Source organism: Janthinobacterium sp. FW305-129 (assembly GCF_020858115.1).
Classification (GTDB): domain Bacteria; phylum Pseudomonadota; class Gammaproteobacteria; order Burkholderiales; family Burkholderiaceae_D; genus Janthinobacterium.
Genome location: NZ_JACYMM010000001.1, coordinates 371,978 through 385,547, shown reverse-complemented (window position 1 = coordinate 385,547; position 13,570 = coordinate 371,978). Strand labels below are relative to the sequence as shown.

The following is a 13,570-nucleotide window of genomic DNA, read 5'->3' as shown; positions in this document are numbered from 1 at the left end:
CAGCCTGCTTAAAATACAGGCATGAAGAATACCAACTGGACCCTCTATACCTGCTCGGGCGTGTGCGCGCTGATCATGCTCGACACCAACGTCGTCGCCGTCTCGCTGCCGTCGATCGCCCGCTCGCTCAACGCCAGCTTCGTCGACGTGGAATGGGTGGTCAGCGCCTACATGCTGGCGTTTGCCTCGTTCCTGTTGCCGGCCGGCAGCATCGCCGACCGCCTGGGACGGCGCAAAGTGATGCTGTATGGCCTGGCCGTGTTCGCGCTGGCGTCCTTGCTGTGCGGCCTGGCGTGGACGCCGTTCGTGCTCAACGTGGCGCGCGCCGTCAAGGGACTCGGTGCCGCGCTGCTGCTCACGTCCGCGCTGGCCGTCATCGGCCACACGTTTCATGCGGAAAAGGAGAGGGCGCGCGCCTGGTCCGTGTGGGGCGCGGCCATGGGCGTGGCCATGACGGTGGCGCCGCTCTTGGGCGGCCTCGTTACGAGCGCCATCAACTGGCGCTGGATTTTCTACCTGAACCTGCCCGTCGTCGCCATATTGATGTGGCTGGTAGGCAGGCACGTGGACGAGTCGAAGGACGCGTCCAACGCCAGTTTTGATCCATTGGGCGCGCTGCTGTTCTCCGCTGGCCTGTTCTGCATCATCTGGGGCTTGATCGACGCCAGCGTGGCGGGCTGGTCCAGCCATGCCACCATGCTGCGCTTTGCGGCCGGCGCCGCGCTGCTGGCCGTCTTCGTGCTGGTGGAACGGCGCCAGCGCGCGCCGATGGTCGATTTGAGCCTGTTTGGGAGGCGCGTGTTCGTCGGCGCCGTGCTGGGCATGTTCGGCTATGCCATCGCCGCGCAAGTGATGATGACCTTCTTGCCGCTGTACCTGCAGAACGCCTTCGGCTTTTCCGCCGTGCTGGCCGGCTGCGCCATGCTGCCGTTCGCCGTCGCCATGGTGGTGCTGTCAAGGCTGGCGCCGCGCGCCATGCGGGTGCTGGACGACCGCGGCATATTGGTGACGGGCTTGCTGATCGTCGCCGTGGGCAACGTCGCCACGGCGCTGGCCGCCGCCAGCCTGCAGTACGGCTGGGTGGCAGCCGGCATGCTCGTCACGGGCGCGGGCGCAGGATTACTCAACGGCACGACCCAGAAGGCCATCCTCGCCTGCATTCCGCGCGAGCGCACGGGCATGGGTTCCGGCATCAGCACCACCACGCGCTTCGTCGGCATCGTGCTGGCCGTGGGCGCGCTGGGCGCCGTGCTGGCCATGCGCACGGCCGCCTCGTTCGAGAAACTGGCGTGGCTGCACGGCTTGAAAGCCTCGCCCGAGATGATCGGGCGCATCGTCGCCGGCAACGCGACCGACGCCTTCGGCCAGCTGCCGCCCGCGTTGCAAGCCGTGGCTCAGGAAGCGGCCCGCCACGCCTTCATCGACGGCTTTGCCAGCGTGCTGTACCTGGCTGGCGGGCTGGCGGCCGTGGTGGCGGCGCTGGTGTTCGTGCTGGCGCGGCCGGTGAAAACCGTGGAGAAACAGCTGGAAAAAGTGTAACTCTTCAGCAATATTCAAGTAAACGGCCTCTGCTTGTAATATGATGCCATCGAGCAATACATGGCAATCATATAACTATCGCAGGGAGTAGCATGCGCAGAAAACGCATTATCGTGACCAGCGTGCTGGTCGCCGTCATCGGCGTGGCCGCGCCCCTGAGCCTGGCCTTCTACCTGTCGTCCGTGCGCGCCGAGCAGGGCGAGCAGGAACGCCTGCGCCTGCTGGCCGGCTACGCGCTCGAGCGCGCCCACCGTTCCATCGCCTCGGCCAGCGCCGCCCTGCGCAGCGCCGATGCGCTGGACCTGGCGCCATGCTCGGAGGCGCATATCCAGCAATTGCGCCGCATCACCATCACCACGCGCAGCATCGACGATATCGGCTACGTGGAAAACGGCTTGCTCAAGTGCACGTCCACGGGCATCGAAGAGGCGCGCATCGCCGTCACGCCCGCCGATTTCACCTTGGCCAACGGCATGGGCATCGATTTCAACCTGCGCCCCATCGTCAGCGGCGGCAAGCGCATGGTGGGACTGTCCCACCGCGCCTATAAAGTCCTGATCGATCCCGTGCGCTTTTCCGACGTCATCGTCGACAGCGACATCCAGATGGCCATGGCCATCGGCAAGGAAGGCGTGCTCGACACCTTGCACCATCCCGATCCCGCGCTGGTGCAAAGCTTGCTCGCCGGGCTGCCGGCGAACGTAGACGCCGCGCACGACGGCCACATCCATGCGACGCTGTACCGCGATGGCTTGACGGCCGTCATGATCGAGCCGCGCAGCAAGCTCAACGACAGGCTGCGGCGCGAACAGCTGCTGCTCCTGCCCATGGGTTTGTTGATGGCCGCCTTTATCGTCGGCATCGTCGTGTGGCTGTCGCGCCGCCGGCTGTCCTTGCGCGGCGAACTGGAAACGGCGGTCGAGCGGCGCGAATTCTTTGTTCATTATCAGCCGATCATCGCGCTCGACACGGGCGTGTGCGTGGGCGCCGAGGCGCTGATACGCTGGCGCCGTCCCGACGGCAGCATGATACGGCCCGACCTGTTCATCCCCGTGGCCGAGGAAAGCGACCTGATTCTGCCCATCACGGACCAGGTGATCGCCTGCGTCATCGCCGACATGCGCGCCGCGCTGCTGGCCGACCGCGAACTGCACATCGCCATCAACCTGTGCGCCAGCGATATCGAAACGGGCCGGGTGCTCGACGTGCTCGAACGCGCGCTGGCCGGCACCGGCATCGAGGCGCAGCAGATCTGGCTGGAAGCGACGGAACGGGGCTTCATCAACGTGGAAGCGGCCCGCGCCACCATCGAAAAAGCCAGGGCGCGCGGCCATGCGGTGGCCATCGACGACTTCGGCACCGGCTATTCCAGCCTGTCGAGCCTGCAAAACCTGCCGCTCGACGCCCTGAAAATCGACAAATCCTTCGTCGACACCATCGGCACGGACGCGGCCACCAGCAGCGTCACGCCGCACATCATCGCCATGGCCCGCACCCTGAACATGCTGATCGTGGCCGAAGGCATCGAAACGCGGCAGCAGGCCGATTATCTGCTGGAACGCAAGGTGGAATTCGGCCAGGGCTGGCTGTTTGCGAAAGCGCTGCCGGCTGCCGAATTCCTCGCCTTTTACGCAACCCGCCGCCTGCCATCGTCCACATGAAACAGCCGCGCTTTCCCTATCCATTGCAGCCGCTGCGCGTGCCGGGCGGCTGGCACCTCACCGTCAACACCCTGTTCGAGGTGGATCCCGGTGCCGATACCATGCAGTGGTTCAGCAGCGCATTGTTGCTGTGGGGTCATTGCCGCGACAGCGGCTACTGCTTCAATTCGCATTTCGAGCCGGAAGACGATCCCGATGGCGAGTTCGTTGTCGAATTTTGCAAAGTCGTATTTGATAGCCAAAGCAAGAAAAAAGCGAATTCTGAAGTATTTATGGGCGAATTTAGAACAAAATCCCGACTTGAATTGATAAAAGTAATCGAAAGCTATATGCTTGATGGTGAAATCTCAAAGGCATCATTGTAGACGACAAATATTCTTTCTTATCACCCTAAAATTTATTAGATTTCAAGTCCAATTCAGATGAAAATTGAAGCCCACGATAAGCAAATACAAGACATTTTCTCATTAGGATATTTCCAGATCCCGCGTTTCCAACGACCTTATTCTTGGGAAAGAGATGAGGTGGAAAATTTTTGGAACGATATAATTAATGATGTTTCAGAAAATTATTTTATTGGATCGATGGTCGTTTATCAGGAAAGAAAGCCATATTTTGGAATTGTCGATGGTCAACAGAGATTAACGACTATTACTCTTATGCTGTCTGCAATAAGAAATTCCTTTTTGAGACTGGGTGAGGACAACCTGGCAAAAGGTGTGCATAAATTTGTTGAACAGCCAAACATAGATAATGAGGCAGAGTTTATCTTAGATGCCGATACATCATTTCCTTATCTTCAAGATCACATTCAATCTTTTAATGGCTTAAAAATAGATTGTGATGTTGGCATTGAGGAGCAAAAGTTAAAAAATGCATTTGAGATTATTTGTGCGCGATTGGAGGACGAGGTTCCAACCTCCAATTCCGAAAGCGGCGGTCAAATAAGTATGTTTCCTGTAGAAGTTCCTGATCCCATTCTGAAGTTGAAAGAAATTCGGGATAAGGTACTATCTTTGAAGCTTGTTTTTATTCAGCTAGACAATAAAAGTGATGCACATCTGATATTTGAAACCTTAAATGCTCGGGGCCGTGATTTGCGCACGTCGGATTTGGTGAAAAATCTATTGCTAAGCAAGATAAAGGAAGGTAACGCGAAGTTAGATTCAGCAAAAGAATCTTGGAATTCATTGATTAGAAAATTCGATGATGCAAGTGAATCGGAAATAATTGACTCATTTCTGTTACATTTTTGGATATCCGAATATAACTACACTACTGACAAGAAATTATTTTCAGCAATTTCAAAATTTGTATCCGAGGATGAAAAAAATGCAAATGATTTGCTTAGAAAATTAAATCATGCGGCAGCTATTTATTGCAAATTGATCGATCCTGGTGCCCATGAGTGGAGCAGGGAAGAAACTGATGTCAAAGAATCCCTTAAGACATTAAGATTGTTTAAGGTAAAACAACAATCATCTATGACGCTGGCTCTGTTGCGAGCCTATTATGAAAAACGGCTCACCCTAAGAAATTTAAAGACATGTCTTAGAAAACTAGAATATTTCCATTTTGTATTTAATGCTGTTACTTCGCAGAGATCGTCAGGAGTTATCGCTACGACTTATTCAAGTCATGCGATTTCGCTAACCAGAGCGAAAGGGAATGATGATATTCAGGCTATTATATCAAGCCTCTTTTATTCCTTGAAGACAAAATTACCGCAATATGAGGAATTTGAGGTGAAGTTCTTAGAGTTGTCGTATTTGTCTAGCAAAACAAAAAACAAAGGGATTATTAAGTATTGCCTATCAAAGCAATTCGGCGATAAGTTCGGCGGAATTGATATTAATCATGATGCAATGAGTATTGAACATATAATTTCAGAGTCGACCATGAAGGATGGGAAAAGTTCTGATGTTGTTGGCAGCATAGGAAATCTACTATTGGTAGATGAAAAAACAAATTCAGAAGAGCTTATGAATTTAACAGTTTCTGAAAAAATTAAGAAATTAAAGGGGAATGGTTATCCATTGGCTAAGGCTTTAGTTGGAGAAGAATTCTCCGAAAATTCCAGAGTCCAAGATAGGGCAAGAAGTATTGCGCAACATCTTTATAATAGTGTTCAACTCTAGAAATTGTCTTTTTTATGCAGCGAAATGAATTATTTTCATTGTGGTCAAATATTTTATTTTCTTAAACGGTGCGTAGGAAGTAATTCATATCTAGTATTTATGCATTAGCGTGAGAATTGCTTAAAGATTGCAGATATAAGACCAAGCCTACAGACGAGGCTTGGTCTTATTACTCCTTGCGCGGCAAGATCACGTCCTGTCCGCCTTGCCTGAGCACGGCGCCGCCGACCTTGCCCGCCGCATCGCGCGTAAAGGCCAGGTCCGCCTCGATGGCGCGGAAGAAAAATTGGTCTTTCGCGCTGGCAAACAGGGGCGCCGAGCCGACACCGGTGCCGGACGCTTCCAGGCCATGCTTGCCCAGGCTCACCGTCAACGTGAAATCCTTGTCCAGCGGATACTCGCCCACGTACTCGGCCAGCGCGGCGCGCGGCAGCTCGATGGCGACCGGCGGCTTTTTCAGCGGCGGCAAGGGCGTGCCGGGCAGCAAGGCGGACAAGCCCAGCGCGTCGATGGTGCGCGCCGTGTTCGTCAACACCACCACGCCCCGCTTGCCATCCGTCGTAAACGCCGCATAGCTGGTGTAGCCGCCCGTCTGGCCGCTGTGCCAGGCGTAGCTTTGTCCCTGTTGCTGCTGCAGCAGCCAGGCCAGGCCGATGTGCGTGTCGCCGTCGGGCGCCAGCGGGCGCTGCGGCTTGATCGCCAGCGCATACGGACGCAACGGCCTGTGCATGTAGGCTTGCAGGTAGGAAATCATGTCGCGCGCGCTCGAATACACGCCGCCGGCCGGCGCCACCACGTTCAGCTCCCAGACCGGTGTGGGCTCGCCCGACAGCAAATGGCCGGGCGCCAGGCGCGCCAGCATGCCGTGCGTGGGCGTGTTCGACGTCGAGCGCATGCCCAGCGGCACGGTGATGCGCTTTTGCAGCAGCGCTTCATAACTGCTGCCCGAGCGCGCCGCCAGGGCCGTGCCCAGCACGGCATAGCCGATGTTCGAGTAGTCAAATGCCGTGCCCGGCGCATGCGGCAGGCGATAAGCGGCGAGAAACTGGCGTTGCTTCGCTTCCGTGTAGTCGGCATACGGATTGGCGGGGTTCTTCGGCGCGAAGTTGTCGGGCAGGCGCGGCAACGCAGAGTAATGCGTGGCCAGGTCGAGCAGGCTGATCTGCTTGCCCTCGAAGGCAGGCACCGTGTAGCCCGGCAATATTGCCGCCACCGGCTCGTCGAGTTTGACCTTGCCTTCGACGACGGCGTCGGCCAGCAGCAAGGCCGTCATGGTCTTGGTGACGGAACCGATCTGGTAGACGGTGTCGGCGCCCGGCTTGGCGTTCTTGCCGGCATGCACGCTGCCAAAGCCGTAGACGGCGCTGTCCCTGCCGTCGATGACGGCGATGACGATGCTGGCGTGCATGCCCGTGCGCGTGAGTTCCTCGGCGCGCTGGCGCACGGCGTCGTCGAGGGTGGGGGCGGCCAATGCGGCGCTGCCGAGCAGGCAAAGGGGGAGGAGGGCGAGGCGTGCGGTCATGGGAACCTGTCAAGTGATCGATGGAAAAGGCAAGTTCACGCCAGCCCCCGGATAAAGTGGCTGGGATGAATGCCGAGCATAGGCCGGTTACATGAAGGTTGCCTGAGTTTTATGTCATTATTGCTATATCATAAAGTTCCCGGCCGCAGCCGTGTCCAGCAAAGCGGCCAGCTGCGCGCGCATGCCGGCGGCCATGCCCTGCAGCAATTCGCCGCGCCGGCGCGCATCGGCGCGTTTCTTCGAGGGCACGTCGGCCAGGTCGGGTGCCCGGTAGGGGGCGCAGGGCAAGTGATAATTGCCGTCGCGCATGGGCAAGGCGTGCAATTCCTGCCACGCCAGGTCGTAATCGGCGGCGATATGGCGTCTGCGCCGGGCATTGAGGGCGATGCGGTTGTCATTGCTGATCAAGAACAGGTTATTGCAGGCAAAAAAATCGCCGAAATCGCGCAGGGCCGTGACCATCAGGTTTTTCGGGCGGCAACCGTGCAAGGCCCGCGTGGCTTCCTTGACGGCCAGCTTGCCCGCCTCGGAACGCAAGCCTTGCAGCGCGCCCAGCTGCAAGGACACGCCATCGGCACGGGGCAGGAACAGAAAGCTGGCCAGGTACAGGGGCTGGCCGTCGCGCGTCAGACGCAGGCACAGTTCGCCTTCGCGGTAGCTGTCGTGGATGGCCGTCAGCTGCAGACGGTACAGCGCCCCATCCTTGCCTTCAAACGCGGCCAGCACCACGGGCTGGCGCGCGGCCCGCTCGACCAGTGCGCGCGCGCCCGCTTGCCACAGGAAGCGGTAATGTCCTTCCAGCAATGCCAGGCGATCCGCGCAACCGAGCTGGCGCGAGGCGTACGGGCGGTAAATCTTGAAGCGCAGGCAGGGATGCAGCTGCGCCAGGGAATTCAAGCCGGGCATGCTGCCCAGAAACGCTTGCCAGCGCGTACGCTGGCGGGGAAAGAAAACGGCCCCCAGCGCCGCTTTCAGGCGGTGTCCGCTGGCGGGAGGTGGAGCCACGGCGGCGCCGCGGTGCAAGCTCAAAGCGATGTCATTCATGGTTCTGCCGGAAAATGGCAGGCGCTGCACAATGAGAGCCTTGCCAAGCTGAATGCTACGCGGGCCAGGTGAATTTCATATTAAGAAGCTATGCCCATGGGTATTTAGAGGCTGACAACTAAACATTTGCCTTCTGGCAATATAGACGGTTATGCTCGCGGCACTGTGACCCGATGAAATGATTGCATCCCATGAAACTCCGCCATTTGCTTGCCATCCCCGCACTGCTCGCCGCGCAGGGCGTCCACGCGCAGGAGCGCACGACCGATCCTCTGGCGCCGCTGGCACAATGCATCAACCGCAGCGAGTTCCAGTTCAAAACGCAGGACCGCTTGCCGGCCAGCGCGACCACGCGCGTCGTCAAGATGGCGGCGGGGGAGCGCCGGGTCTCGACGGCCGATGGCTACCGGCTGATGTTGTTCCGCAAGAGCAGCTTGCCCTTCGTGAACCTGAAGATCGAGCGCAGCGCGGATGGCCAGTTTGCCGCCGACCGCGAGACCATCGTGGCGCAAATGCAGCAGATGTCGGCCAGCAGCAAGCTGCCGCATCAGGTGCCGCTGGAAACGGACGCGCGCCAGGGCGTGGAAGTGCTAGGATCGAACAACGCCAGCATCGCGCAGGCGCAAGGCATCATCAGCCTGTATTCGCTGCTGCACGCCGCCAGTGGCACGGTCGCCACCGCCTACCTGCTGAACCAGCCCGCCGACCCGCGCGACTTTGCGACGGATGCCCAATACCAGGCCTTGCGCGACCAGTTCCTTGCCTCGCTGGTCAGCTGCATGGCCGACCCCGCGCAGTAAGGCAAGCGCACAGGAAGGAGAGGTGAACCATGAAAAAAGCAGCAGCAAGCACGCCGCCCACCGACGAAGCGGCAAGTACCGCATCGGCCGCCAGCCAGATCGACGCGAAAATCGCCTCGCTGGCCGACTGGCGCGGCAAAACCCTGGCCGCCGTGCGGGCGCTGATCCACGCGGCGGACCCGGACGTGGTCGAGGAAGTCAAATGGCGCGGCGTGCCCGTCTGGTCGCACGCGGGCATGATTTGCACAGGCGAAACCTATCAACTGGCCGTCAAGCTCACCTTCGCCAAGGGCGCCGCCTTGCCCGATCCGGCCGGCCTGTTCAATGCCAGCCTGGACGGCAACACGCGCCGGGCCATCGACCTGCATGAAGGCGAGCACCTCGATACCGCGGCGTTCAAGGCGCTGATACGCGCCGCCGTGGCGCTCAATACGGCGCCAAAACCAAAACGGACCCCGACTTGAGACATTATCTGTATATCTGGCACGCCCCGGCCGAGCGCATGATTGTCGCTTCCGGCATCGAATTCAAGGATGTGATGCACGCGCTGCTGGACGCGGACGGCATCGTGCTGCGCAAGGGCGGCGCCGGGACGGCCAGGAAACCCGCCGCCTGGCAGACATTGACGCAACAGCAACTGCCGGCCCTGGCCCGGGAAGACCTGTACGCCTGCGGCAGCCATGCCTGGGCCGATTACCGGGGCGCGCCGCCGGCCTCGGGCGACGCGGACGTCGCCGCGATGCTCGGCCACCGTGGCCCACCCGGGCCGTTGCCCGCCTTGCGCGGCCGCTTTCTCACCTTTGCGCACGACGACGGCTGGTACTTGAAACTGTTGTATGCGGCATGGGACGACGCGGCGGCCTTGCTGGCCCGCGCCATCGCGCCAGCGCTGGGCAAGCTCGACATGGACGCCCTGCAACAGGGAGGCGACGGCTACTGGCTGCAGGACGGCATGGTCGACCTTGAACTGGCAACCCACGATATCGACAGCGTGCTGAACCGGCGCCTGTGAACCATGAAAACGCCCATGAATAACGCACCCGCCATGGGCCAGATTCGCCCTTTCATCAGCACGGATATGGACTCCTGCACCGCCATCCTGGCCCTGGCCGGGCGCGCCACTTTCGGCCCGGTTGCCGGTAATGCCGCATTCACGGCCGCGACGCAGGGCGAAGACATCCTCGTTGCCGAGCGCGACGGCATCGTCGCCGGCTTTGCCGCCGTGTACACGGGCGACGCGCCCGCGTACTTCCTGCACCACCTGTACGTGCACCCGGCGCACGGCGGACGGGGCATCGGCACGCGGCTGCTGGCCGCCGTGGCGGCGCGCTTCGGTCCGCATCTGAGCCTGAAGACGCAATTGAGCAATGGTGGCGCGCGGCGCCTGTATGCGCGCGCGGGCTGGATCGAGGACGCTGGCGACGGCGGCGTGGACGCCATGGGCGCGTGGATACGCGTGCGCTACCGTCACCGGCAAGGGCTGTGACGCTCCAGGTGGAATGTGGCGCGCAGAGTAACCATTGCGTCTCGCAAGCGCGCAGCACGCCGGCAGGCAGCGCATTCTGCCCCGGCGGCTCCTGGAAAACGGCCATATAGCATGGCACGCCCGCGTCCGACTGCGCCAGCAGCGTCGCGTTGATCGGCGTCAAGGTGAAATGCTGCGCATGGTCGTCCCCGTCGGCCGTCATCGGGCAGGCGAAATAATGGGGCAAGCCTTGAAAGCTGGCCAGGCCCGTCCTGGGGCCGTCATGGAGATCCAGGCCATGCAGACGGGGTCAAACGGCGCGTTTCTCTTGGCTATCCATGAGCAGGGCCAGCCTGGCCGCCATGCCGGCATTGTCGCGCAGCAAGCTGTCGCGCTCCAGCGCCAGCGCTTCGGCGCGCTGCTGCGTTGCCTGCGTATTTTCCGCCAGCATGTCGAGCTGGCGGTCTTGGGCGGCCAGCGCCACCTTGGCGTCGTTCAGCGCCAGCAGGGCCGTGTCCAGCTTGGCCAGCAGGGCGTCCGCGGACGCGGCCGCTTGCAGATACTGGAATTCAAACTGGTCGCGCTCGGGACGCACGGTCGCCAGCGCATCGCGGTCGGCGGCCGCTGCGCTGGCCAGGCGCGTTTGCTCCGCCTGCAGTTGCGCCAGGCGCATGTCCTGCTGCACCAGGGTCGCTTGCTGGCCCTGCAGCCGTTGCTGCAGCTGGGCATTATCCTGTTCGAGACGGCTGATCTGTTGCTGCGCCTGCGCCCGTTCCTCGCTGCGCTGCGCGGCTGATGCCTCCTGGTAATGATCGAACTGCGAGCGCACCTGCGCCAGCTGGCGGTTCAGGGCGGCGATTTCCTCGCCCCGGTCGGCCAGGCGCTGCGTCAGGCCCGCGTTGTCGCTGTGCAGGGTGGCCAAGGTGACGGCCCGGAAATGGTGTTCTTCCTTCAATTGCGCCAGCGCATGCTGGGTGGCGCGCAATTCCTGGGTGAGGGCGGCGCGCGCCTCCATCAGTTTTAATCGTTCGCTTTCCGTCTTCTTCAGTGTTTCCAGCGCCGCGTCGCGTTCGGCCCGGTGTTGCTGCATGCCCGTTTCCAGCTGCTGCGCCACGTCGCGCTGCTGTTTTTCATAGACGCCGCGCATCGCTTCCATCAGCTCGGCCGGCAAGCCTGCCTCCGTTTTCACGGCGCCCGCACCCTGAAACTCTTCCTTCCAGCGCTTGAGCAGGGGCGCGATGGTGCTTTTGCTGCCCGTGCTGCCCAGCGCTTCGCGCACGCTGTCGACCGTGGGATTGCGCCCATCGGCAGCGACGATTTGGGCTGCTTTCATAACATCAGAGTACAGAATGCCGGTGCGGGCCATGAAATCACCTATAAGCGAAATTTAGTAACGTATTACATGATACGTAATATCGAATAATATTACGATATAAATTTTGATGATTTTTGAAAAATATAAGCCGCGATAAGATCGCTTATCGCGTGTTATGGGGGTGTCTGGCATGCTATTCTGCGTATCTCTTAGTACAAAACTGCGATTTCGCTGCCGCCATGCCCGATTTGCCCCTGACTAAACGCCGCCTTGCCGTGCCGAAAAGCGCCGCCCTGGCGCCTGTGCCGTTACACGGCGCCCTGGTCGATGCCGAACTGGCCGCGCGCCACCAGGCGTTTCTGGCCGCCGCCACGTCCGACAACACGCGCCGCACCTACCGCAGCGCCATCCGCCATTTCCAGGCCTGGGGCGGGGCGCTGCCCGCCGACGAATCGACCGTCATCCGCTATTTGATGGCGTATGCGGACAGCCTGAATGCGCGCACGCTGGCCCTGCGCCTGACGGCCCTGTCGCAATGGCATGTGTACCAGGGCTTTGCGGACCCCGCGTCCACGCCCACCGTGCGCAAGACCTTGGCCGGCATCGCGCGCCTGCACGGCAAGCCGAAAAAGAAGGCGAGGGCGCTGCCGCTGGAAGACCTGGAGTTGATCGTCGCCAGGCTGGGCGCTTTGGGCACGAACAAGGCCCTGCGCGACAACGCCTTGCTGCAGCTGGGCTTTTTTGGCGGTTTCCGGCGCAGCGAACTGGTGGGTTTGAAGCTGGAAGACGTGAGCTGGGAGCCGCAAGGCCTGGTGATCACCTTGCCCCGCTCGAAAACGGACCAGTCGGGCGAAGGCATCGTCAAGGCGATCCCGTTCGGCGACGGCGTCTGCTGCCCGGCCACGGCACTGCGCGCCTGGTTGGGCGTGGCGGGCATCGCCAGCGGCCCGCTCTTGCGCACCGTCAACCAGTGGGGCCATGTGGGAGGGAAGGGGTTGCACGCGAGCAGCATCAACACGATATTGGAAGGCTGCGCCCGGCTGGCCGGCCTCGATTACGTGCCGGAACTATCGAGCCACAGCTTGCGCCGCGGCATGGCCACCAGCGCGCACCGGGCCGGCGCCGATTTCCAGGCCATCAAGCGCCAGGGCGGCTGGCGCCACGACGGCACCGTGCATGGCTATATAGAAGAGGCGGGGCGCTTCGAGGACAATGCGGCGGGGAGTTTGTTGAAGGGGAAGAAGAAGGCGGCGGGCTGAGGCTGCGCGGCAGCAGCTTGCGGCGGCGCGCCGGCAAGGGTTTGAACAGTGGGTTGCGTTGACCATTCAACTGATGGCATACCCCAGCAGATACAGGAGAACGGTAAGGACGGTCAGCAGCAAGAGTCTGCGCAGTTTTTTTAATGCGGTAACGCCGGGCCGTGCGCTAAGCCATCCCGTCACCGTAAAAATGAACGATGGGCCAAGAAGATAGGCTACCAGCGCGGCAATGACCCACCAGGGCACCGAACACGGCCCAATTTCGTAGCAAGCTCCCGCGTCACGGTGCAGTAGCTTGAAATGAAACCTGAACGACATGTGACTGCCAGCGACCAATGCAGCCCAGGTTGTCAATAGTCCGGCAATGAGAAAGCCGAGCGACAAGCCTATGCGTTTCACTCGACCTCCTCAAACAGGATGCGCCTCACCTTGCTCAAGTCCGGGCAGCCAATCGAGGAGCAGGGAACATGAACGCTTGATACGCCAATTCTTTTGCCCGTCAGCGAGAAAAAAAGCATCCTGGTGCCTGTCTAGTGAAAAGCTTGAAAATCATGGGTGTTGCTGCTTGTAGAGCAAGCAGGTCAATACTGCCATGACAAGCAGGGAGAATAGCGCACTGGTGAACAATATGCGTATTGCATGAGGCTTTCCTGTCACTACGCCCAAAAGCCCGCCCCACATTATCGGCAAGGCCGCATAGATGACGACTGACACGACTTTCAGCAAGCTGGAGCATGATTCGCGACAAACGCTGGTCTTTGCAAGGATCTCAAACGCATGCGGCAGCATGGCGAAGGCGATGCCGGCCAGGAATCCGAGTGCCATAA

At 60.2% G+C, this 13,570-nt stretch carries 14 protein-coding genes; 9 read left to right on the top strand and 5 right to left on the bottom strand.

The genetic code is table 11. The features are described 5' to 3' along the window. The first annotated feature begins 21 nt into the window (after window positions 1–21). From IGS61_RS01725 to IGS61_RS01710, 4 genes are all read left to right on the top strand, one after another. Window positions 22–1,539 (top strand): MFS transporter, encoded by a 1,518-nt coding sequence (locus tag IGS61_RS01725; protein ID WP_230537994.1) that lies wholly within the window; start codon window positions 22–24, stop codon window positions 1,537–1,539. 92 nt (window positions 1,540–1,631) lie between these two features. Next, window positions 1,632–3,200 carry an EAL domain-containing protein gene (locus tag IGS61_RS01720; protein ID WP_230537987.1) on the top strand — a complete coding sequence of 523 codons (1,569 nt, stop codon included), beginning with the start codon at window positions 1,632–1,634 and terminating at the stop codon, window positions 3,198–3,200. Next, a complete protein-coding gene (locus tag IGS61_RS01715) occupies window positions 3,197–3,565 on the top strand; it encodes a hypothetical protein (protein WP_230537985.1) in 369 nt (122 codons plus the stop codon). Before IGS61_RS01720 ends, IGS61_RS01715 begins: the two co-directional genes overlap by 4 nt. Window positions 3,566–3,622: 57 nt before the next feature. Beyond that, the gene (locus tag IGS61_RS01710) at window positions 3,623–5,338 is read left to right on the top strand and encodes a DUF262 domain-containing protein (RefSeq protein ID WP_230537983.1); all 1,716 of its coding nucleotides are present in this window, start codon (window positions 3,623–3,625) and stop codon (window positions 5,336–5,338) included. Window positions 5,339–5,507: 169 nt separating this feature from the next. On the opposite strand, the gene IGS61_RS01705 is transcribed toward IGS61_RS01710, so the two are convergent. Beyond that, complete coding sequence (locus tag IGS61_RS01705; RefSeq protein ID WP_230537969.1) at window positions 5,508–6,860, bottom strand: serine hydrolase domain-containing protein; 1,353 nt, start codon at window positions 6,858–6,860, stop codon at window positions 5,508–5,510. Window positions 6,861–6,983: 123 nt separating this feature from the next. Next, complete coding sequence (locus IGS61_RS01700) at window positions 6,984–7,904, bottom strand: VirK/YbjX family protein (RefSeq protein ID WP_230537961.1); 921 nt, start codon at window positions 7,902–7,904, stop codon at window positions 6,984–6,986. 191 nt (window positions 7,905–8,095) lie between these two features. On the opposite strand from IGS61_RS01700, the gene IGS61_RS01695 reads away from it, so the two are divergent. From IGS61_RS01695 to IGS61_RS01680, 4 genes are read left to right on the top strand one after another with little or no spacing between them, the layout of a single operon-like run. Then, window positions 8,096–8,704: a hypothetical protein gene (locus IGS61_RS01695; protein WP_230537959.1), complete on the top strand. Its 609-nt coding sequence runs from the start codon at window positions 8,096–8,098 to the stop codon at window positions 8,702–8,704. Window positions 8,705–8,733: 29 nt separating this feature from the next. After that, window positions 8,734–9,168: a DUF1801 domain-containing protein gene (locus IGS61_RS01690; RefSeq protein ID WP_230537957.1), complete on the top strand. Its 435-nt coding sequence runs from the start codon at window positions 8,734–8,736 to the stop codon at window positions 9,166–9,168. After that, on the top strand, window positions 9,165–9,716 hold the full coding sequence (locus IGS61_RS01685; protein WP_230537955.1) for a hypothetical protein: 552 nt from the start codon (window positions 9,165–9,167) through the stop codon (window positions 9,714–9,716). The genes IGS61_RS01690 and IGS61_RS01685 overlap by 4 nt, the downstream gene beginning before the upstream one ends. Before the next feature lie 15 nt (window positions 9,717–9,731). Continuing rightward, window positions 9,732–10,190 (top strand): GNAT family N-acetyltransferase, encoded by a 459-nt coding sequence (locus IGS61_RS01680; RefSeq protein ID WP_230537945.1) that lies wholly within the window; start codon window positions 9,732–9,734, stop codon window positions 10,188–10,190. A gap of 289 nt (window positions 10,191–10,479) precedes the next feature. Here the strand turns inward: IGS61_RS01680 and IGS61_RS01675 are convergent, their stop codons facing one another. After that, window positions 10,480–11,502, bottom strand: a complete 1,023-nt coding sequence (locus tag IGS61_RS01675) for a DNA-binding protein (protein WP_230537937.1) — start codon at window positions 11,500–11,502, stop codon at window positions 10,480–10,482. Between the two features lie 221 nt (window positions 11,503–11,723). On the opposite strand from IGS61_RS01675, the gene IGS61_RS01670 reads away from it, so the two are divergent. Then, on the top strand, window positions 11,724–12,743 hold the full coding sequence (locus IGS61_RS01670; protein ID WP_230537931.1) for a site-specific integrase: 1,020 nt from the start codon (window positions 11,724–11,726) through the stop codon (window positions 12,741–12,743). Window positions 12,744–12,809: 66 nt separating this feature from the next. Here IGS61_RS01670 and IGS61_RS01665 read toward each other — a convergent pair whose 3' ends face one another. After that, entirely contained in the window at window positions 12,810–13,142 is a 333-nt protein-coding gene (locus IGS61_RS01665) for a hypothetical protein (RefSeq protein WP_230537929.1), read from the bottom strand. Between the two features lie 150 nt (window positions 13,143–13,292). Beyond that, on the bottom strand, window positions 13,293–13,568 hold the full coding sequence (locus IGS61_RS01660; RefSeq protein ID WP_230537927.1) for a hypothetical protein: 276 nt from the start codon (window positions 13,566–13,568) through the stop codon (window positions 13,293–13,295). Window positions 13,569–13,570: the final 2 nt, after the last annotated feature.